This window comes from uncultured Helicobacter sp. (assembly GCF_937906905.1).
Taxonomy (GTDB): domain Bacteria; phylum Campylobacterota; class Campylobacteria; order Campylobacterales; family Helicobacteraceae; genus Helicobacter_B.
On the sequence record NZ_CALERY010000007.1, the window covers coordinates 18345 to 38972 of the forward strand.

19 protein-coding genes are annotated in these 20628 nt (G+C 47.2%); 14 read left to right on the forward strand and 5 right to left on the reverse strand.

The window, feature by feature from the left end; translation table 11 throughout:
• Positions 1-46 precede the first annotated feature (46 nt).
• From tkt to Q0171_RS02285, 14 genes are all read left to right on the forward strand, one after another.
• Positions 47-2014 (forward strand): transketolase, encoded by a 1968-nt coding sequence (tkt, locus tag Q0171_RS02220; protein WP_299326233.1) that lies wholly within the window; start codon positions 47-49, stop codon positions 2012-2014.
• Positions 2008-3675 carry a penicillin-binding protein activator LpoB gene (gene lpoB / locus Q0171_RS02225; protein ID WP_299326236.1) on the forward strand — a complete coding sequence of 556 codons (1668 nt, stop codon included), beginning with the start codon at positions 2008-2010 and terminating at the stop codon, positions 3673-3675. The genes tkt and lpoB overlap by 7 nt, the downstream gene beginning before the upstream one ends.
• The gene (gene folK, locus Q0171_RS02230) at positions 3669-4466 is read left to right on the forward strand and encodes a 2-amino-4-hydroxy-6-hydroxymethyldihydropteridine diphosphokinase (RefSeq protein WP_299326239.1); all 798 of its coding nucleotides are present in this window, start codon (positions 3669-3671) and stop codon (positions 4464-4466) included. Before lpoB ends, folK begins: the two co-directional genes overlap by 7 nt.
• Entirely contained in the window at positions 4421-6010 is a 1590-nt protein-coding gene (flhF, locus tag Q0171_RS02235) for a flagellar biosynthesis protein FlhF (RefSeq protein ID WP_299326242.1), read from the forward strand. The genes folK and flhF overlap by 46 nt, the downstream gene beginning before the upstream one ends.
• A 27-nt stretch (positions 6011-6037) precedes the next feature.
• Positions 6038-6898 (forward strand): P-loop NTPase, encoded by an 861-nt coding sequence (locus Q0171_RS02240; RefSeq protein WP_299326244.1) that lies wholly within the window; start codon positions 6038-6040, stop codon positions 6896-6898.
• Between the two features lie 9 nt (positions 6899-6907).
• Positions 6908-7252 carry a hypothetical protein gene (locus Q0171_RS02245; RefSeq protein ID WP_299326247.1) on the forward strand — a complete coding sequence of 115 codons (345 nt, stop codon included), beginning with the start codon at positions 6908-6910 and terminating at the stop codon, positions 7250-7252.
• Complete coding sequence (locus tag Q0171_RS02250) at positions 7249-7938, forward strand: RNA polymerase sigma factor FliA (RefSeq protein WP_299326250.1); 690 nt, start codon at positions 7249-7251, stop codon at positions 7936-7938. Before Q0171_RS02245 ends, Q0171_RS02250 begins: the two co-directional genes overlap by 4 nt.
• On the forward strand, positions 7938-9005 hold the full coding sequence (fliM, locus tag Q0171_RS02255) for a flagellar motor switch protein FliM (protein WP_299326253.1): 1068 nt from the start codon (positions 7938-7940) through the stop codon (positions 9003-9005). The genes Q0171_RS02250 and fliM overlap by 1 nt, the downstream gene beginning before the upstream one ends.
• Positions 9006-9107: 102 nt before the next feature.
• Complete coding sequence (fliY, locus tag Q0171_RS02260) at positions 9108-9944, forward strand: flagellar motor switch protein FliY (RefSeq protein WP_299326256.1); 837 nt, start codon at positions 9108-9110, stop codon at positions 9942-9944.
• Positions 9945-10036: 92 nt separating this feature from the next.
• Positions 10037-12823 carry a phosphoenolpyruvate carboxylase gene (locus Q0171_RS02265; protein ID WP_299326259.1) on the forward strand — a complete coding sequence of 929 codons (2787 nt, stop codon included), beginning with the start codon at positions 10037-10039 and terminating at the stop codon, positions 12821-12823.
• A 50-nt stretch (positions 12824-12873) separates the two neighbouring features.
• Positions 12874-13521, forward strand: a complete 648-nt coding sequence (locus Q0171_RS02270) for a UbiX family flavin prenyltransferase (protein WP_299326261.1) — start codon at positions 12874-12876, stop codon at positions 13519-13521.
• Positions 13518-14006: a pantetheine-phosphate adenylyltransferase gene (gene coaD / locus Q0171_RS02275; RefSeq protein ID WP_299326263.1), complete on the forward strand. Its 489-nt coding sequence runs from the start codon at positions 13518-13520 to the stop codon at positions 14004-14006. Before Q0171_RS02270 ends, coaD begins: the two co-directional genes overlap by 4 nt.
• Positions 13997-14596, forward strand: coding sequence for a dTMP kinase (gene tmk, locus Q0171_RS02280; protein WP_299326265.1), 600 nt, complete (start codon positions 13997-13999; stop codon positions 14594-14596). Before coaD ends, tmk begins: the two co-directional genes overlap by 10 nt.
• Entirely contained in the window at positions 14560-15183 is a 624-nt protein-coding gene (locus Q0171_RS02285; RefSeq protein ID WP_299326267.1) for a hypothetical protein, read from the forward strand. Before tmk ends, Q0171_RS02285 begins: the two co-directional genes overlap by 37 nt.
• Here the strand turns inward: Q0171_RS02285 and Q0171_RS02290 are convergent.
• The 5 genes from Q0171_RS02290 to Q0171_RS02310 all read right to left on the reverse strand — a co-directional run bounded on the left by Q0171_RS02290 (position 15180) and on the right by Q0171_RS02310 (position 20443).
• Positions 15180-15713, reverse strand: coding sequence for a type II secretion system protein (locus Q0171_RS02290; protein ID WP_299326272.1), 534 nt, complete (start codon positions 15711-15713; stop codon positions 15180-15182). The two genes, Q0171_RS02285 and Q0171_RS02290, sit on opposite strands and share 4 nt — an antisense overlap.
• Entirely contained in the window at positions 15713-16402 is a 690-nt protein-coding gene (locus Q0171_RS02295; RefSeq protein ID WP_299326275.1) for a 5'-methylthioadenosine/adenosylhomocysteine nucleosidase, read from the reverse strand. Before Q0171_RS02295 ends, Q0171_RS02290 begins: the two co-directional genes overlap by 1 nt.
• The gene (gene fabD / locus Q0171_RS02300) at positions 16399-17337 is read right to left on the reverse strand and encodes an ACP S-malonyltransferase (RefSeq protein ID WP_299326278.1); all 939 of its coding nucleotides are present in this window, start codon (positions 17335-17337) and stop codon (positions 16399-16401) included. Before fabD ends, Q0171_RS02295 begins: the two co-directional genes overlap by 4 nt.
• A 105-nt stretch (positions 17338-17442) precedes the next feature.
• Entirely contained in the window at positions 17443-18687 is a 1245-nt protein-coding gene (locus Q0171_RS02305) for an NAD(P)/FAD-dependent oxidoreductase (protein ID WP_299326282.1), read from the reverse strand.
• A gap of 319 nt (positions 18688-19006) precedes the next feature.
• Entirely contained in the window at positions 19007-20443 is a 1437-nt protein-coding gene (locus Q0171_RS02310; RefSeq protein ID WP_299326284.1) for a Do family serine endopeptidase, read from the reverse strand.
• Positions 20444-20628: the final 185 nt, after the last annotated feature.

Here is a 20628-nt window from a genome sequence, read left to right on the forward strand (position 1 = left end):
CCGCACTCTAGGAGCTTGGCAATCCACTATCACGCAAGGATCTTGTATGTCTGCTATCACTGAAGAAAATCTCCCCCTACTCACCCAAGCCGCAAATGAGCTGCGCTATCTCTGTGCTGATATTGTGCAGCGTGCTAATAGCGGGCACCCGGGCGCACCTATGGGGCTAGCAGAAGTGGCAGTCGTGCTATCCCACCACCTGCGCCTAAACCCCAAGAACCCGCGCTATCTCAACCGCGATCGCCTAGTTTTTAGCGGTGGACACGCCAGCGCGCTTGTGTATAGCCTGCTGCATTTATGGGGCTTTGAAGTGAGTATGCAGGATTTACAAGCCTTCCGCCAGCTTGACTCTACAACGCCCGGACACCCAGAGTTTGCCCACACGCCCGGCGTGGAGATCACCACAGGACCACTAGGACAAGGCATAGCCAACGCCGTGGGCTTTGCTATGGCACAAAAACGCGCCAATGCTATGCTAGCAAAAGTGGATTCTAGCCCTGAAGTGCTTGATCATTTTGTGTATTGCCTTTGTGGCGATGGGGACTTGCAAGAGGGCATTAGCTATGAGGCTTGCTCGCTTGCTGGCTTGCACCAGCTAGGCAAGCTTATCATCATCTATGATAGCAATGGCATAACCATAGAGGGCGGCACGCAAATCGCCTTTAGCGAAAATGTGCGCGCGAGGTTTGAAGCACAGGGCTTTAGCGTCTTTGAGTGCGATGGGCATAACCTTGTAGCCATAGATTCTGCCCTAGAATCTGCCAAAGCCTCTCCTAAGCCAAGCCTTATCATCGCGCACACCACTATCGGCAAAGGCGCGCTAGAGCTAGAGGGCAGCCATAAAGCCCACGGCGCACCGCTAGGCGCAGAGCTTATCGCTAAGGCAAGAGAGCAAGCAGGCATTAGCAAGCAGAGCTTTGCTATCAGTGATGAAGTGGGCTTTGTCTTCCGCGCGTGTATGGAAAAGGGCGCGAGCCTAGAAGCCTTGTGGGAGAGAGGCTTAAGCGATCAAGCAAAATCCCTGCTAGCAACACTCACCGCGCCACTAGAGCAAAAAGTGGATTCTATCTCCTACCCCACTTTCACGCAAGGAGACTCCCTAGCCACGCGCGTGAGCAATGGCAAAATCCTAAATACCATCGCCAAAGCCCTGCCAAACTTCATCGGCGGCAGCGCAGATCTCGCCCCTAGCAACAACACTGCCCTGCTAGATTCTAGCGACTTCCCTAGTGGTAACAATCTCCACTTTGGTATCCGCGAGCATTCTATGGGCGCGATTTGCAATGCCTTTGCCAACTACGGACTTTTCCTGCCCTTTTGCGCGACATTTTTTGTTTTCAGCGATTATATGAGTGCGAGCGTGCGGATCGCTAGCATTATGAGGGCAAAGGTGTTTTATATCTTTACGCACGATTCTATCGGTGTGGGCGAAGATGGCGCGACCCACCAGCCAATCGAGCAGCTTAGCCACTTCCGCGCTATGCCAAACCTCTTAGTCTTCCGCCCAGCCGATGCGCAAGAAAACATCGCCTGCTGGCAAGTAGCCCTAGAATCTAGCGCGCCAAGTGCCTTTGTCCTCTCGCGCCAAAATCTCCCTGTGCTAGAGCCTGTGGCAAAGAGCCAAGCGCAAAAAGGCGGCTATGTCAAAAAGGATTCTAGCCTAGATAATCAAGCGCAAATCACCCTGCTAGCAAGCGGGAGTGAAGTGTCTTTATGCCTGCAAGCCCAAGAGCTGCTAGAATCTAGTGGCATTGCTACACGCGTGGTGAGTATGCCCTGCTTTGAGCTACTATGCGAGCAGGATTGCAGCTACCACAAAGAGCTTTTTAGCGGAGCGGTGCTAGCTGTGGAAGCCGCTAGGGGCAATGAGCTTTATCGCTTCGCAGATTTTGTGCTAGGGCTAAATAGCTTTGGCAAGTCGGCTAAGGGTGAAGAGCTTTTTACGCATTTTGGGCTTAGTGCGGAGCATATCGCCACAATCGCCAAAGATCTTGCAAGGGAGCTTTTATGCTAGGGCTAAAAAAGTGGATTCTAGGTAAAAGGTGGATTCTAGCCGCAATGCCCTATTTCCGTCATTGCGAGACTTCTGCTAGGAAGTCGTGGCAATCCACAAGCCCCCTCTATCACTCTCAAGCGGCAAAGCCACTAGCACAGCAGCTCATAAGCCCACGCAAGTGGATTCTAGGAAGTGGGCGAGTGTGGCTTATCGCGCTAGGGCTTTTGGGGGCTTTGCAGTGTATGGATGCGAGAAAATCACCGCAATACATCACAGATTCTAAAGACTTTAGCACCATAGGCATTGATCGCCACGATATAGAAGCAGTGGTAGAGAAAACCACGCGCAAGCTCCTAGGGTCTAGCTTTGTCCGCGAGCTACAAGGGCAGAGAGTCCTAGCCATATCCACGATACAAAACAACACAGAAGAAGATATTGATGTAGAGTTTTTGAGCCGCAAGATTACACGCACACTGCGCAAGAGCAAGAAATTTACCCTGACAAACGCCATTGCTGGCAGTGGCTCTAGCACGGATAATTTACTCACAGATTCTAGGAAGCTTACCAAAGACAAACGCTTCAACCAATACACCACCCAAGAAGATGGCACACTCCTAGCCCCTGATCTCTCCCTTAGCGGCAAGATTATCCAGCGCACCAAAAGTGTGGGCGATAGGGTGAGGGTGGATTATGACTTCTTGTTTGTGCTAACAGATTTAAAAAGCGGGCGCGTGGTGTGGGACGATGAAGAAAACATTGCCAAGGCAATTGACAAATCCCAAGTGGCGCGATTTAGCAAGCTAGGGGCTGGGACTTGCCAAGGTGGCGATGCGATCGCGTGTGAGAGAGAGGCGCAAGCCGCGCTAGAAGCAGATGACCCACAAAGCGCGCAAGAGCTTTTTAAGCAAGCGTGTGATTTGGGCAATCGCCAAGCTTGCGAGAATGCCGCCTATCTCAAACGCGCACTAAAAGAGCAAAAAAAGCAAGAGAAAAAGGCTAGAAAGCAAGCAAGAGGCGGGCGATTTGGGCTAAGTGTGGGCGCGGACATTGGCTTTGGCGGGGGCAGTGCGAATATGGCTCCTGTGCCTTATATCTCTAAGCCAACTACTAGCAGCGGTAGCAGTAGTGGCAAGGGATTTATCCACTACACTGATGGCGAATACTCCAAAGATATTTCATCAGTCTATATGCTTAAAGCTGGGCTATGGTATCGGCAAAGAAATGGCATATATCTAAGTGCTGATGTGCTCTATGGCGGCTATCAGGCTAAAACCTATGACTCACCATATCAATTTACCTGCACGGGCAATAGCTATGGGTATTGCAGCTGGGAGGGCGTGGATATTACAGGACTAAAGTTTGACCATAAGCTCTTTGGCGGTGGGGCGCGCGTGGGCTATGCGATTGCAAATGATGATAATAGCGTGGCACTAGTTGGCTTTGTGGGTGGAGGCGCACTCAAAGATGTAGGCTCTAGTATGAAAAGTGTCGGGGGCTATGCCATCAACCAAAAGCTTGATAATCTCTTCCCATTTTGGGAGATAGGGCTTATGATGAGCTTTAAATATGTATCGCTAGAGACAAGCTATCGGCATTTGTTTAATGGCAAAGATGATAAAAGCTGGGCGAGTATCGGTGCGTTTAATGTGGGTGTAGGATTCTTGCTCCCGGTATGGTAAGTGCTGTGTATCCACATGCGATATTGCCAGAATCCACAGAATCTAAAATCTTCACGCTAGATTCTGTGGATTCTGGCTGGATTTTCGCGCCAGGCTTCCCTGCAAATCTCTCTAGCGCACATACGCGCTATGTCGCAGAATCAACCAAGCTCCGCTATATATCTAAACGCCATGCCAAACGCCTATTTCACCAGATTCTCGCATGCCAGAATCCAGCCTCACAAACTCCACATAATCGCCCCTGTAGTCCCCGCCAGAATCTAAACCCCAAATACCTAATCGCGCGCAACAAAGCAAGACACCTGGCACATCTTCCCCACATCATCACGCTTGGCATTGGCGGGAATATGGGAAGTGAGCGTCAAATTCTCGCGCGATTTTCTCATCTCTTGCGATCTTTGCTGCGCACTAAATCTTGCCAGCTCATCTATGCAAGCCCAATTTACCGCAATCCCCCTTTTGGCTACCTAGATCAGCCCCATTTCTATAATGCCACGCTAACACTTCGTAGTTCGCTTAGTATTACACAGCTTTTTGCGCGTGTGTTTTACTTGGAGCGGCGCTTTGGCAGGGGGAGAAAAAGAGCCTTCAAAAACGCTCCGCGCACGCTGGATATTGACATAATTTTCTATGATAAAGTGATAATAAAGCGAGCATATCTTACAATCCCTCATGGAGAATTTCACAAGCGAGAATCTATCTTGCTGCCCCTAAGCTTTGAAACCATGTATCTAAGGAGTGGATCGTGCAAACCTTTACTTACAGCGGTGAGACCCCAGCCCAGGCACTAAAAAAAGCGCGCGATGAGCTCGGCGATGAGGTAATGATTCTAAAAACGCAAGAAGTGCGGAAAAAATCTCTCAATCAGCCTGCTCTCTATGAGCTAGTCGTAGGGCTAGAAGAGCCAGCCCAAAAACCAGAATCCAAGCCACAAGAGTCCAAAGAAGCTGCGCAATCCCCCCAGAGCTCTCAAAATCCTGTCGATCTACTCCCAGCCAATAGTATTCAAAAGCGCCTTGAAGCCATAGCCGAGAAAGAAATTGCTGCGAAAAAACGCCAGCGTAGCTTGAATCACATGTTTGATGATGATGTTACAATCCAGCTCTCTGATACTGTGCGTGAGATTAGTAAGCTCGCAGGCTTACCCACTTCCATGCCCGATCTCTCCAAACTCTCCCAGGTCAAGAAATCCCAGCCGCTCATTGCGCCAGAATCCATAGCTCCAAAAGCCCAAATCCCCAAAGCCTATGCCAATACAGAGTCGCTCAATAGCGCTCTGCCAGAATCTAACACAGAGCTTCAGTCTCAAGTGGATTCTAGTGAGGGAGAATCTACTGCCAAATCTCGCGCTATACCAAGCAAGCCCAAGAGTGATAGAGCCGATAGGACATTTGCCCCAAGCGATGATGCGCAAAATATCAAAGAAATCCAAAGCGAGCTAAAAAAGCTTAATGACAAAGTCAAGCTCATACAAAACACGCTTTGGGACGAGAAAGCTCCTAGGAATATAGGCGTAGAGATCCCAAAGGAATTTGCCGAAATCTATCGTATCGCTAAAAATAGCGGTATGAATAAGGCGCATTTAGAAGAGATTATGCGCCTAAGTTTGGAGTTTATGCCGCTAAAAATGCGCGAGCAGACCCAGACGATCCGCCGCTACTTCCGCGAAGTGCTGCGCAAGATGATCTACTGCCGCAAGGAAAATAGTGTGGGCAAAAAGATTATCATGCTAGTGGGTCCCACGGGTGTGGGCAAAACTACCACCCTAGCAAAGCTTGCAGCGCGTTATTCCCAGATTCTCAATCCTAAGAAAAAGGTGGGCATTATCACGCTTGATGACTATCGTATCGGCGCTATGGAGCAGCTTGCGTGGTATGCGAGAAAAATGCGCATTAGCATAGATTCTGTGAGTGAAAGCGATGATTTTATCAACAAAATCGAAGCACTAAGCTATTGTGATTATATTTTGATTGACACAGCTGGACACTCCCAACACGATAGGGAGAAAATCAATGAGCTAAAGCGATTTATCCGCAATGATGAGTATAAAATCGATGTAACGCTTGTGCTCTCTGCTAGCACCAAATATGAAGATCTCAAAGACGCTTATGCTGCCTTTGGCGAGCTTGGGATAGATACTTTTATCTTTAGCAAGCTTGATGAAGCGCGCGGGCTTGGCAATATCTTTTCCCTTGTGTATGAGACCAAAAAGCCCATAAGCTACCTAACCATAGGGCAGGAAGTGCCAAGCGATGTTGTCGTCGCGGATAATATGTATCTGGCAGATTGCTTGATGGGCGGGTTTTTTTTACCCAAACCGCGCTTAATGTGCTGAGTGTCTAAATCTACGCCAAGGAAATCCATGCAAAAAAATCAAGCTGCCAACCTAGAATCTATGATGCAAGCTAGCAAAAAAAGCACGGCAAAATTTATCGCCATAACTTCTGGCAAAGGAGGCGTGGGGAAGTCCAATATTTCAGCCAATCTTGCCTACTCGCTCAATAAGCTTGGACACAAAGTCGGGGTATTTGACGCGGATATCGGGCTGGCAAATCTTGATCTCATCTTTGGCGTGAAAACCAAGAAAAACATCTTGCATGCACTTAAGGGGCAAGCCGAGTTTAAAGATGTTCTCTATGAAATTTCAAAAGACCTCTACCTAATCCCGGGCGATAGCGGGGAAGAGATCCTTAAATACTCTGCGTCAAATATGCTTGCGGATTTTGCTAGTGAGGCTGCGATTTGGAATCTATTTGACTATGTCATCGTTGATACGGGCGCAGGGATTAGCACGCTGACACAGGCGTTTTTGCAAGCAAGTGATCATATCATTGTCATCACCACCCCAGAGCCAAGCGCCAAAGCTGATGCCTATGCCATGCTAAAGGTTAGTGCGAAATTTACCAATGAGTGCATGATGATTGTCAATATGGCAAACTCCCAGAATCAAATCCAGCAGGTTTTTGCCACGATCGCCAATGTCGCTAAAGCAAATATCCCCAATCTCTCCTTGGGTTTGCTTGGAGGCTTTGAGCAGAATAATGCCGTCAAAAAGGCGATTCTACACAGGAAGCTTATCTGCCAGAGTGAGCCGCATAATATTTTCTCGCTCACCATGCAAGATATTGCAAAATCCCTCGTAAATAAAATGGAACATAATATGCTTGATACACCAAAAAAGAGTGTCGGGAGCTTTTTCAAGCGTCTGCTAGGATATCTCTAAAGGATTTTTATGCGTGTATCAAATTTTATCAATCTCTCTGTTGTTGCTGGATTTTTCATCGGGCTTGCCATTGGGATTATGAAATTTGAAGAGCCAGAGCATATGCTCTTTATGACGGTTGTCGTAACGATTTCCATGTATCTTATCTCGCTCACCATGGCGGCGGTGTATATCTATGTCATCGAGCCTAAGCGCTCTATGCTTGTCAATAAAGAGCTTATCGAGCGCCAGCTAGAGTATTTTGATAGTGAGTTTGACCAAACAGAGCGGCAAGCGCGTGCGATTCGGCAGTTTATTAGCAACTTTGATTTCTCTGATGAGAAAGAGACCACTAAGAAAAAGGCACAAAAGTGAGACCAAATAGCTACGCGAATGAAAAGCAATTCTCGCAAGATCAGCTCGCTATCCAATATCTCCCTGCCGTCAAAGCTATGGCATATAGGATTAAAGAGCGCCTGCCAGCACATCTTGAGACAAGCGAACTTATCTCCATTGGCACAGAGGAGCTTATCAAGCTTGCTAGGCGATATGATGAGGGTTTGAATGACTCCTTTTGGGGCTATGCTAAGTCGCGTGTCTATGGGGCTATGCTTGATTATCTGCGCTCACTTGATGTGATCTCGCGCGCCAATCGCAAGCTTATTAAGGCAATTGACACAGAAGTGAGCCGCTACTTCAACGAGCATGAAGAAGAGCCTAGTGATGAGTATCTCTCTGGCGTGCTAGGTGAGAGTGTGGAGAAAATTAGAGAAGCAAAGATTGCTGCAGATATTTATATGCTTGTGCCAATCGATGAGCAATACAACATTATGGAGCCTACAAATATTATTGACAGGCTGGAGAAAGAAGAGCTTGTAGCAAAAATCCATAGCGTGCTAAAAACTTTCTCCCAGCGTGAGCAGCTCATTATCCAGCTTTACTTCTTAGAGGAGCTAAATTTGAGCGAGATTAAGGAGATTCTGGGGATTACAGAATCTAGAATCTCGCAAATCACAAAAGAAGTCATCAAGAAAATCCGCAATTCTCTAGGAGATCAATAATGGCTGATATACTAAGTCAAGAAGAGATTGATGCGCTACTTGAAGCTGTCGATGATGGCGAGAGCGATGATGCACTCCAGAAGCAAGACATACTCCCCCAAAAGCAAGTAACACTCTATGACTTCAAGCGACCAAATCGTGTCAGCAAAGAGCAGCTCCGCGCTTTCCGCTCGATCCACGATAAAATGGCTCGCGCACTCTCTAGTCAAATTTCGGCGATTATGCGCTCCATTGTAGAAATCCAGCTCCATAGTGTCGATCAAATGACTTATGGAGAGTTTCTAATGAGTCTCCCAAGCCCCACAAGCTTCAATGTATTCTCTATGAAGCCCCTTGATGGCACAGGGGTTTTGGAGATAAATCCTAGCATTGTCTTCCCTATGATTGATAGGCTTTTAGGCGGCAAGGGCGATCCTTATGACAACTCGCGAGAGTTTAGCGATATTGAAATCAATTTGCTTGATACGATTTTGCGCCAGATTATGCAGACACTAAAGGACGCGTGGAGCTCTGTAACAGATATGTTCCCAAGTATTGATGCCAAAGAGTCAAGCCCCAATGTCGTGCAAATCGTGGCGCAAAATGAAATTGTCATTATGGTGGTTATGGAGCTTATCATCGGGCATAGTAGCGGTATGATCAATATCTGCTACCCTGTCATCTCGCTTGAAACCGTGCTGCCGCGCCTTGGCAGCAGGGATTTAATGCTAGGAGAGACCAGCAGCAAAAAGTCGCGCAACAAAGAGCTGCAAGCTCTCATCGGTGGGGCTGATGTGAATGTAGAAGCCTTTATCGGTGGGACAAATCTAAGCCTAAAAGAAGTGCTAGATCTCCAAAATGGCGATGTCATACGGCTTAATGAAACGGCGAGCAATGATGTGATTGTAAGCATTGATGGCAGGGATAAATACCTTGCCACCATTGGCTTGCAACGCTTCCGCAAGAGCATAAAAATCCAAGAAGAAATCCTCACAGAAAAAGACAAAGTCAAAGAGATTTTAGAAATGCTAGAAACCCAGCGCAAAAACAAAATCGATGATGAAGAAGACGATGATGAGGAGGAGTAGAAGCGGATTCTGGCAAAATCTTGGCACAAGCGCAGTATAAACCAGGCTAAACATGTTAGAATCTAGCCTGCAGGCACACAATTAGGCATAAAGGATAAGAGTATGGAACAATTTATCAAGCTCCTAGTCCAAGAAGCGACACAAACCATAGAGGGGCTCACTGGCAACACCCCTACAATCGCCAATCTCAAAAGTGGCTCGGTGAATGAACTCGTGCAGCAATTTCCCTGCGCGATGACAACAATTAGCTTCAGTGGCGATACGACAGGCACGATTGCCATTATCAATCCAATTGATCTAACCACCGCATTATCAGATCTCATGCTAGGTGGCGATGGACAGAGTCAGCCAGAAGCCACAAGCGATGATCTTGATGCGCTTAAAGAGATCAATTCAAATATTTTGGGCGCTGTTTCCACTGCGCTTGGATCGCAAAAAGACATGCCCAAAATCAATTTTGCTCCGCAGAAAATCGAAGTCATACACAATGCAAGCGCGCTTGGCGGATACACAGAGGCGTATGAGCTCTCTTTCTCGCTAAATTCCATTAACTCTAATACCTTTTTTCTCGCTTCTGGACCATTTTTGCAGCTTTTTAAAGCTGATGAGCCAGCTAGTCATGCTGGCACTGGGGGCGGTGGCGAGCTTTCACACACTGCACTAAACCCAGATGAAATCCGCAATATCGGTATGCTGCTTGATGTCAAGCTCACTATCAAAGTGCGCATCGGGCAGAAAAAAATGCTGCTAAAAGATGTCATCTCTATGGATATAGGCAGTGTTGTGGAGCTTAATCAGCTAGCAAATGACCCGCTAGAAGTGCTTATTGATGACAAGGTCATCGCCAAAGGTGAAGTGGTGATTGTCGATGGAAACTTTGGCATACAAATCACTGATATTGGCACAAAACGCGAGCGACTCGAGCAGTTGCGCGGGTAGTCCCTGTGGCATGCCAGAATCCACAAACAGCCACCTTGTAAGCCCAAGTTAAATCAAGTCAAATCACGCTATGCTACAAGCAAAGGATACACATGAGCCAGAGCACAGCCCAGATTTTTGATGAGCAAACTCTCGATAGAGAGATTCAGTTTATCCGCGAGATTATGATTGACATGCTTCAGCAAGTCGATAAGCAGGTGTGCGATTTTTTTCTCTCGCTTTATGGCAAGCTTCAAGCAAGCACAGACACCACGCATGATGACAAAAACTTCCAAGCTATCCGTGAGGAGCTCCATACCATTGGCCTTGCTGGCAAGACGCTAGAAATCATTAAGGCTTTTTCGCTCTATAATATTCTTATTAACATTGTCGAAGAGCGTTTTAATATCGATGCTACCCAAAGCCTAGAGCGAATTGCTGGTGCATACGATAGTTTGCTGTTGGAGGGATTTGATCGCCAGGATTTAGACAAAATCCTAGAATCTATTTGCTTCTACCCCGTTTTTACCGCCCACCCTACAGAATCTCGCCGTCGCACATTTCTTGAAGCACATTCTCAAATCACCCAAGATTTACGCAAAATCTTTGAGCTAGGGGACAAAAAGGCAAAAGAGCATATCCAATACCGCCTCCATCTCCTTTGGCAGACCAATCTTGTCCGCACGCAAAAGATCGAAGTGCTTTTTGAGCTAGATAATTTGCTCTTCATCGTGGAAAACTCTATCTTGCCATCAAGCCAAAAGGTGCTTGAATACATAGAATCTATGCTAGAGCACCCACTCAAACACTCGCCAATCCGCTTAGGAAGCTGGATTGGCGGAGATAGAGATGGGAATCCATTTGTTACCAATGATCTAATGACAGAAGTGATGAAAATCCAGCATAAGCTTATTGTCAATTTTTATATCAAAAAGCTCGAACGACTTGTGCGCGAGCTATCTATTAGTGAGGACTATACAAAGACAAGCCCGCGCTTAGACAAATCTCTGCAAAAAGAGCTGCCAATCCTCGATGAGAAAATCGCGCAAATCTGCGCTAGCGAGCCCTTCCGCGCGAAACTCTACATAATGATCAAAAAGCTGCAAAATCGCCTTGTATATGTCAATGCCCCAAGCACGATTTCTCATACTTATGCCACACCCCAAGAGATCATCGCTGATGTGGATATGCTTATTGAAAGTCTTGATGAAGTTTCTGGCAAATACCTGCGCCAATTCCGCCGCTTTGTGCTGCTTGGGGGATTCCACCTTATGCAGCTAGATTTTAGAGAGCATAAAGATGCCTTCGCCCAAGCGATTAGTGAGATTCTCTGCCTACTAGGGGTTTGTGATAATGACTTCATGAGCTACAAAGAAGATCGCAAAATCGAGATTCTAAACACCGCGCTTGCCATGCCAAAACTTGAGCTTGGCACAATCAGTGAGCAGCTAAGTGAGAGCACGCAAAATGTCATTGATATTTTCTTACGAATTGTTTGGGGCAAAAAATACATCAACGAAGGGATTTTGAAAACCTTTATCCTGTCAATGACTACTGATGCGAGCGATTTGCTTTGTGTGCTGTGGTTTGCCAAGCAAACAGGGCTTTGGAAGCCAAGTAAGTCGTATAAAGAATCGCACAAAACAGAAGTAGATTCTAGCGATGAGTCTAAGCTTCGCGCGCGCATTGCGATCACGCCATTATTTGAGACAATCGATGACCTCTGCCGTGCAGGCAATATTATGCGCACATTGGTGCAAAATCCTCACTATTCACACTATCTGCATGATATTGGCATGCGTCAGGAGATCATGGTGGGATATTCGGATTCTAGTAAAGATGGCGGAATATTCACTAGCAACTATAGTCTCTATGTTGCTATTGAAGAGCTAAAAGCTTTAGAATCTAGCCTTGGCGTGGAGTTTGTGCTGTTTCATGGCAGAGGTGGGAGTGTGAGCCGAGGAGGAGGCACACTAGAATCCGCTCTGCTAGCCTCACCTCCGCGCAGCGTGTTGGGATTTTTAAAGACAACAGAGCAGGGTGAGGTCATCAGCTCTAAATATCTTAACCGATCTTCGGCGGAGTTTTTTCTTGCCTCTACCATGGCAGGGCTTTTGAAAAAAACTAGTTATGACGCATTCTGCGCCAATAATACCAAAATCCCGCCCACGCCAAATATGCTTACCCAAGGCAATATCAAATGCTCGATTAGCCCGCACCATAAGCAGATTATGGAGCAGCTCTCTGCCATATCACACAAAACCTACCGCAAGCTTGTGTATGAGACAGATGGTTTTATCGAGTATTTCAAATCTGCCACGCCTATTTCATTTATACAGCAGCTAAACCTAGGCTCACGCCCAAGCAAACGCCGCGATACGACCAGAGTAGAGGATTTGCGCGCGATCCCGTGGGTGTTTGCTTGGACGCAAAATCGCGCAATTATCCCAGCGTGGTATGGGCTTGGTAGCGCACTTAGTGCGGTGGATCTAGGAGAGCTTCGTAGCTGCTATAAAGAGTCGGAATTTTTTGCTGCGACCATTAGCAATATCTCGCAGGCGTTCTTGAAAGTCGATTTATGTATCGCCAAGCAGTATAATGACTTTGTGCAAGATGGTGCGATACAGGATCGTATCTGGGCGCAAATCACAGATGAATACGAAAAAACCCTCCGCCTACTTGTGGCAATCCGCGAGGAGGAGAATCTACTTGATAGCGAGCCTACATTGCAAAAATCTATCCTCCTGCGCAATGATTCTGTGATGACGCTCAATCTTTTGCAAATTGAGCTGATGAAAAAATACTTTGCCACACCCTATGAAGCTAAGCGCACACGCCTAATGGAGCAAATCCACTCCACCATTATTGGTATCGCGCAAGGCTTGCGCAACACGGGCTAAGAAACGCTCAAGTTAAAACATCTAAAACAATGTAGAAACCAAGGGAAGCTATGGGGAAGAAATTTATTCTAGGTATTAGTGGGGCGAGTGGCGTGCAGCTGGCACAGGGATTTTTAGCGCATTTGCCTAAGGATTTTAGCGTGCATATCATCATCTCAAGGGGCGTGATAGAATGCGCCAAATATGAGCTAGGGCTAGATTCTAAGCAGCTAGAATCCACTTTTTACACCTTGAAAAAAGGCGTGCAAATTTGGCGCGATGATGACATCGGCGCGCCGGTGGCTTCTGGGAGCTTTGGCGCGGAGGCTATGGCGATTATCCCCACAAGTATGGATACACTTGCCAAAATTGCTTGTGGCATTAGCGACACACTGCTAACCCGCACAGCAAGCGTGATGATCAAAGAGCGCAAAACCTTGCTGCTAGCCCCTAGGGAAATGCCACTCAATGCCATTGCCTGCGAGCATCTCCATAAGCTTGCAATGCTACAAGTCATCATCGCCCCGCCCATCATCGCCTACTACTCTTATCCCAAAAATCTCCAAGAAATGGAGCGTTTTCTCTATGGAAAATGGCTAGATATACTGCAAATCCCAAACAATCTCTACACCCGCTGGGGCGAGCAATCCCACAGCCCCGCCAAACAAGCCACCCCCAAAAAGAGCGGCACAAAGCCCCGCCAAAAAGGCGAGCGATGAAGCACCCCATTGGCATATATCCGGGCACCTTTGACCCTCTTACAAATGGGCATTTAGACATCATTAAGCGCAGTAGTGAGATCTTTGACTCTGTGCTTGTGGCTATCGCGCATTCTGCGAGTAAGAATCCGCGCTTTAGCGTCCAAGAGCGGCTTGAGATGGCACGGCTTGCCACCAAAGATTTTAGCAATGTTGCTTGCATTGCTTTTGGTGGGCTGCTTGCTGATCTTGCCAAAGCTCATAATGCAAAGTTCCTAATCCGCGGCTTGCGCGTGGTAAGTGATTTTGAGTATGAATTACAAATGGGCTATACCAACTCTTCCCTAAACCCAGAGCTTGATACCATTTACTTTATGCCTACCTTGCAGCACGCTTTCATCAGCTCCTCTATCGTGCGCAATATCCTAGAGCACAGCGGCAAAATCTCCCACCTAATCCCAGAATCCGTATTTCACTACATTAAGGATAGAATGCAATGTATGTAGCACTAGAGGGCATAGACACTTGTGGCAAAAGCACGCAAATCGCAGCCCTGCGCGAGCATTTCCCCCAAGCAGTTTTTACCAAAGAGCCAGGCGGCAGCGCGCTTGGGGCGACTTTGCGCGAGCTTATCTTGCAAGCACACACAAGCTCACAGCCCTCCGCAAGCCCCATAAGCAAAGAAGCGGAGTTTTTTCTCTTTTTAGCCGATCGCGCCGAGCATATCGCCAAAGTCATTAAGCCAAATCTTGATCGCTTAATCATCGCTGATCGCTCTCTTATCTCTGGGATCGCCTATGCCAAGGACCTGCCAGAATCCAGCAGCATAAACCTCCTTAGCACGCAAGGGATTGTGCCGGATTTGTGCTTTGTGTTTGTGATTGATAAGCCTAGCTTGCAAGATCGCCTAAGCACAAAAACACAAGACTCCATAGAAATGCGTGGGCTAGACTATCTGCTAGCTATTCAAAATCGCATTATCCACACCGCCCAAAACATCGCCAAGCACACCATAGAAATAGACGCCACAAAAGACATCGCCCACATCACGCAAGAGCTTTGTGCGTATATCACGCGTGCTATGGGGTCGCGCTAGAATCCACTTTGATGAAATGCCTAACTTGCGGGCGATTTTGCCTAAGCGTGCTATGCCAAAACTGCCTAGATTCTATCCCTTTGCGCCCTAGTGTGCGCGAAGTGATGGGGGTAAGAGTCTATTGCTTTTATGGCTATGATGATGTGAGCTTTTTACTAAACTCCAAGTATTACACCATAGGCTCTAGAATCCTAGCACGCTTAAGCGACAAAGCCGCACGCTACTTTGCGCACACTTTTGACAAAAGCCAAGCCCTACACGCACTCACGCTTATAGGGATTGATGATTTTGTAAGGAGCTATTACTCCCACACAGGCGTGATTACGCGCTCCTTTGCCAAGCACACGGCGATGAAGGCTCGCTATGGGCAGCTTAAAGCAAGCAGCCAAGTCTCCTACGCTGGCAAGCCACTTGCCTACCGCCAAGCCAACAAGCGAGGGCTCTCCTACACCGCTAAGGCAAAAGATCTAGTCATAGTCGATGACATCATCACCACAGGCACAAGCTTTAGCGAAGCTATATCTGTGTGTGTGGATTCTGGCGCGAGGGTGCATTTCTGCCTATGCTTGTGTAATGCGAGAATCTAAAACAGCGAGCTAGAGAGATTGAAATGTAGCGGAGTTGGGTAGGCTTTGCTAAGCTTTTCGCATAGCTGGGAGCCAGATATGGGCTGGATCCGCACTTGGAGATTTTGTGCGGAGACATCGATTATCACGCAGTTATTGGCAGAATCTGGCACGCCATTTTTGCCAAGCCGTATGCCAGATCCCTGCGCCACCCAACGAGAGGGGGAGAGTCCAGAAGATTGCATGATAAATGCTCCATCAATGCTCTGGGCGCCTAGATCTTGTGTGAGCGCGGCGACTTGCATGGAGCTAATGACTGCTTGGATATCGCTATTTACCGCGGCATAGAGAGCGTCTGTGCGCGTGGCGGCGAGTTTTGGGATAGCAATGGCTGCGAGAATCCCCACTACCGCGATGACAAATACAAGCTCGATGAGACTAAAACCACCACGGCAATCACGCGCAAGACTATCTTTTTGGAGATTTTCTCGCGATCTTGCCTGGATTTGCAGCCCAGACTCGCGTGTGTAGATTCTGGTGCTTGCCCGCATTACACGAGCCTATCGACCATTGTTTTGACAAAATTTGCACAGATTTTGGCTGATGAGTCGAGAAATTCATCAAAGCTCACATCAGCACTGCCATCAGCGCTATCGCTGATTGATCGAAACACACAAAATGGCACCTTAAAGCTCTCGCACACTACTGCCACGCTAGCGCCCTCCATTTCCACTGCCGCCGCACCAAAACTCTCGATAATCCAGTGCTTTTTCTCCGCGCTATGGACAAACACATCGCCCGAAGCAATCACTCCCTCCTTGAGCTCAAGCGAGCATTCTTTGGCGACGGCTCGCGCGATGGTATTTAGGCTCTCATCTGTTTCTATGAAAACGCGACTCTCTGGGATAAATCCTAGTGGATGACCAAATGCCGTAATATCCACATCGTGCTGGCAGAGCTTGGTAGCAATCATCAAATCCCCCACGCGCAAATCCTCGCGCAATCCTCCTGCCACGCCGCCAAATATGATTCTCTCACAGCCAAAATGCACAATCATTGTTGTAGCAGTGATTGCAGCATGGACTTTGCCAATTTTGCTATAAGCGATATAGAGATCTGCACCTTGGTAAGCGACATGGTAGAAAGTATTGCCCCCTAGCATGATTTGCTTGCTCTCTGGGAAAAGCTTGAGAAGTGGGGCGATCTCCTCTTGCATTGCGCCGATTATGCCGATTTTCACTCTTGCTCCTTTTGCAGTTGGGTGATGGACTCTTGTAGGGTTTGGACATTGGCGATTGTGAGGGTGGGCTTTTGACTTAGGCGCTTGTTTAGACCTTTTAGGATTGTGTTGTGCCCTAGCTCGATATAGGCGTCAATCTCACTATCAACGGCGAGAATGGATTGCTTATATAGCACAGGCGAAGTGAGCTGGAGAGTGAGTAGCTCTATGGCGTCTTTGGCATTGTCATAGGGCTTGGTGGTGGCATTTGAGATGATAGGCAATGCGAAGCTTGGTTTTAGGCTCTTTTGCAAAAGCTCCTTAAATGGCTCACACATAGATTCTAGTAGTGGGCAGTGGCTTGCCACAGACATGGGGAGCAGGAGCGCACGCTTGGCGCCCAGATCTTTGATAGCAGATTCTAGGCTGGCTAAATCACTTTTGCGCCCAGCAAGCACGATTTGCCCATCGCCGTTGTAGTTCGCGCACCACACACTTTTGCCTTCATTTCTCCATGTGCTGCATGCGGATTCTAGCTTTTCGTCTTCTAGCCCTACGACAACCATCATGCCAGCATCTTGACCCTCACAGGCTTTGCTCATAAGCTCACCGCGAGTATGTGTGAGTCGCAATCCATCTTCAAATCCTACTCCAAGTGCCACACATAGCGCACTAATCTCGCCTAGCGAGTGCCCAAGTGCAAATTCTGCAAGCAGTGGATATTCTTGCTGTAAAATTGCATGTGCGATCTGGCTTACAAGGAAAATCGCAGGCTGGGTGTATTGGGTTTGATTAAGCAGGTCATTTTCTTCAAAAAGTAGCTTTTTGTAATCCATACCAAGCGTGTCGCTTGCGATTTCAAACATCTCTTTCGCTACACCAAAATTCTCATAAAAATCCTTGCCCATTCCTATGGCTTGCGAGCCTTGTCCTGGGAAAACAAACGCATATTTCATAGCATTCCTTGAGTAAAGATTTTAGATCTAAAATCGGGCATTGTAGCAGGTTGTGGCTTATTGTCAAATAAGCTTTTTGCGCTGGGTGCGACTATTGAGATGAGGTTAGTTGCTTGTGCGGTAGCGGAACTGCCCCTTTTTAAACACCATTTCAAAGCCCCCAAGGCTAAAGAGCCATTTATTTTCGATTGTATTTTTCATAAATGCCGCAAATTCGCCTTTGACTCCGCGTTTAAACACTACGCCCACACCATCAGTATGCCCGATGGAGCACACTGTGCCACGATGATTAAATACAAATGGGCGTGTAAATGGCTTACCAGCGAGCTTGGCGCAGAAAAGCTCTGCGATATAGTCCCCCATCTGTGCGGAGAGCTGGGCGGTGGGCGCATGAATGACATCTTTATTTTTGGCTTGTGCGCTATCGCCCACGACATAGATATTGGGATACTCTTCACATTGTAGCTGGGCATTGACGGGGATTCTGCCTTTTTTGTTTGGCAGGATTGACTCTTCGATGACTCCATTGCCTTTCACCCCAGCACTCCAGAGAATTGTATTCCCTAGAATCTCCACTTGCTCTCCGCTTTCTCCCTGTGCTGCCTTATAGCGCGCGATAACTTTGCCTTCTTTTATCTCCTCAATTGTGGCATTAGACACAAGCTGCACGCCGAGTTTTTGGAGTTTAGATTCTGCGATGTGAGCGAGTTTTTTGTTAAACACAGGCAGGATATGTGGCGATCTGCCGATACAAGTAATCTTTGGCAAGGAGCGATCAATCCCGCAGATGAGGCAGAGCTCATCAAGCTGTGTAGCAAGCTCGGCGGTAAATTCTATCCCGGTAAATCCGCTTCCACACACAATGACGGAGAGATCATTGATATTTTTGGTGTGGGTGTATTCTTTGAACTTGTTTTCGATATTTTTCATAAGCTTTAGCGCAGCATTTAGCGAGGAAAGCTTGTAAGTGTGCTTATCCACACCCTTTATCCCAAAGCTATCAGGGCGGAATCCAAGCGCGATGATGAGATAGTCATACTCATAGCTGCCACCATTGCCGATGACTTTGTTATCTTGCGGGCAAAGCTGGATAATTTTGTCTTTGACAAAGCGGATTTTCTTAGAGTCTAGAATCTTGCGGTAGAAAATTCTGGCTTTGCGCGAGCTTAGTGTGCCAATAGCGACTTTATGTAAGAGAGTGGTTTGGTAGTGGTAGTCATGCTTGCTAATAAGCGTGATATCTGCTGGGGCTTTTAGCTTGCGCTGGAGACCAAGTGCAGCCTTTAGCCCGCCATAGCCTCCACCGATGATGAGAATCTTTGGAGGGATGCTGGTGTGTTGTGATTGCATAGTTGCTCCTTGCATGTTTGGTCGCCATGGTGGTGGGACATGTTTGGGATAATTGTGGCGCGATCTTGTGAGCGCTAGATTCTTGCAAAATATCTCAACAAGAGATGGCAAAATAGTAGCCCAAAAATTTTTATAGTTTTATGAAAAGGTAAAAAATTTTTGTCTTTTGCATAGTTTGGGGTGCAACAATGCGACTACAATGGTTTGAGATGTGTTTTTGGTGTAAGGAAAGATGATTACTTCACGGAAGTAATTAAAATCTTTGGCTTTGATATTGGATCAAAACACTACGCGCTGGTGCGCGGTGTTTTGATAGATTTTATTTTGTTACAATCGTTTTTACACCCTCGTTGGAATATACTAAGAATCGCTTGGTTTTGTCTTTGTATTTATTGAGCGCTCGTGCGAAGTCGCCCGTGTCTTTAATAGTGATATCCTCGACTTGTGCGATAATATCGCCCTGGGAGAATCCAGCCTCCTGCGCCTTAGAGTTTTCTGCGATATTTGTAACAATGACACCATTGATATCATCTGGTATGTTATAGCGTTGGCGCATTTGTGGGCTTAGCGGTTCGACACGCATGCCACGCAGTGCGCTGGATTCTGGTGCGGATTCTGGGAGAGTTTGGGGAGCGTTTGTCAAGTCTTTGCGCTCGGCTAGAGTGAGTGATATATTTTGGGATTTTCCATCGCGCAGGATTGTAAGTGTGATTTTTTGGTTAGGCTTGATACTGCCTATGGAGTTGCGTAAATCGGCAGCATTTTTGATAGGCTTGCCATTAACGGCGGTGATCAAATCCCACACGAGCAATCCAGCGCCTTTGGCTGGGGATTTTGGATCGATACTGATGACTACGGCACCTTTAGCATTGCCATAGTTTTCGCGGAGATTTTGGCTGATGTCCTGTGTCCCTACGCCTAGGTAGCCGCGCGAGATTTTGCCATCTTTTACCAGTGAGTCTGCGACTTCACGCACCATATTTGCCGGGATCGCAAAGCCTATGCCGTGATTGCCACCAGATCGCGAGAGAATCGCGGTATTCATGCCTATAAGCGCACCACGAGAATCAATAAGCGCACCACCAGAGTTTCCGGGGTTGATTGAGGCGTCTGTTTGGATAAAGTTCTCATAAGTATTGACTTGGATATTTTTGTTTGTCGCAGAGACTATGCCTTGAGTAACGCTCTCTCCCACGCCAAATGGATTGCCAATAGCAAAGACAATATCCCCGATTTTTACATCTTGGCTATCGCCAAATTTCACAAATGGCAAGTTGTTCTTGTTGATACGGATTACAGCAATATCGCCCTCTTTATCACTGCCTACGAGTGAGGCGGTGTATTCTGTGTGGTCGTTTGGCAGGGTTACGATGATTTTGTCTGCGCCGTCGATGACATGGTCGTTTGTGATGATATAGCCATCAGGCGAGATGATAACCCCACTGCCAAGCGAGCGCTCGACTCGATCTTTGGGGATTTGGTTATACATATCGCCGAAAAACTGCTGGAAAAATGGGTCATTAAACATCGGGCTAATAGCGGCATTTGTGATTTTTTTCTGTGTGGAGATATTGACGACTGCTTGCGTGGCGGGCGCAATGGTGTCATGGTAGGAATACACAGAGTTTGGCTCGCTCATGGGATTTACGCGCTTGGAGACTTGGGGTGCTTGCTTGATCTCATAGGCATGAGTGAGTGAAAGCAAAAGTGCGCAAAGGCTAGAGGAGGCAAAAAGCCGTAATGAAAAAGCTGTCATAAACGCTCCTTAAAATAGGGTGCAATCAATAGAATGCGGGATTATAGAAGCAGAGATTAAATAATCTACAAATCCAGGGATTAGATTCTGCTGCTAGCGAGCGTTGGAGAGGCATGGAGATGGCGGGCTAGATTCTCGTAAGCTAGAAGCTATATTGTGGGCTAATTTCTAAAAGTCGCTCATGC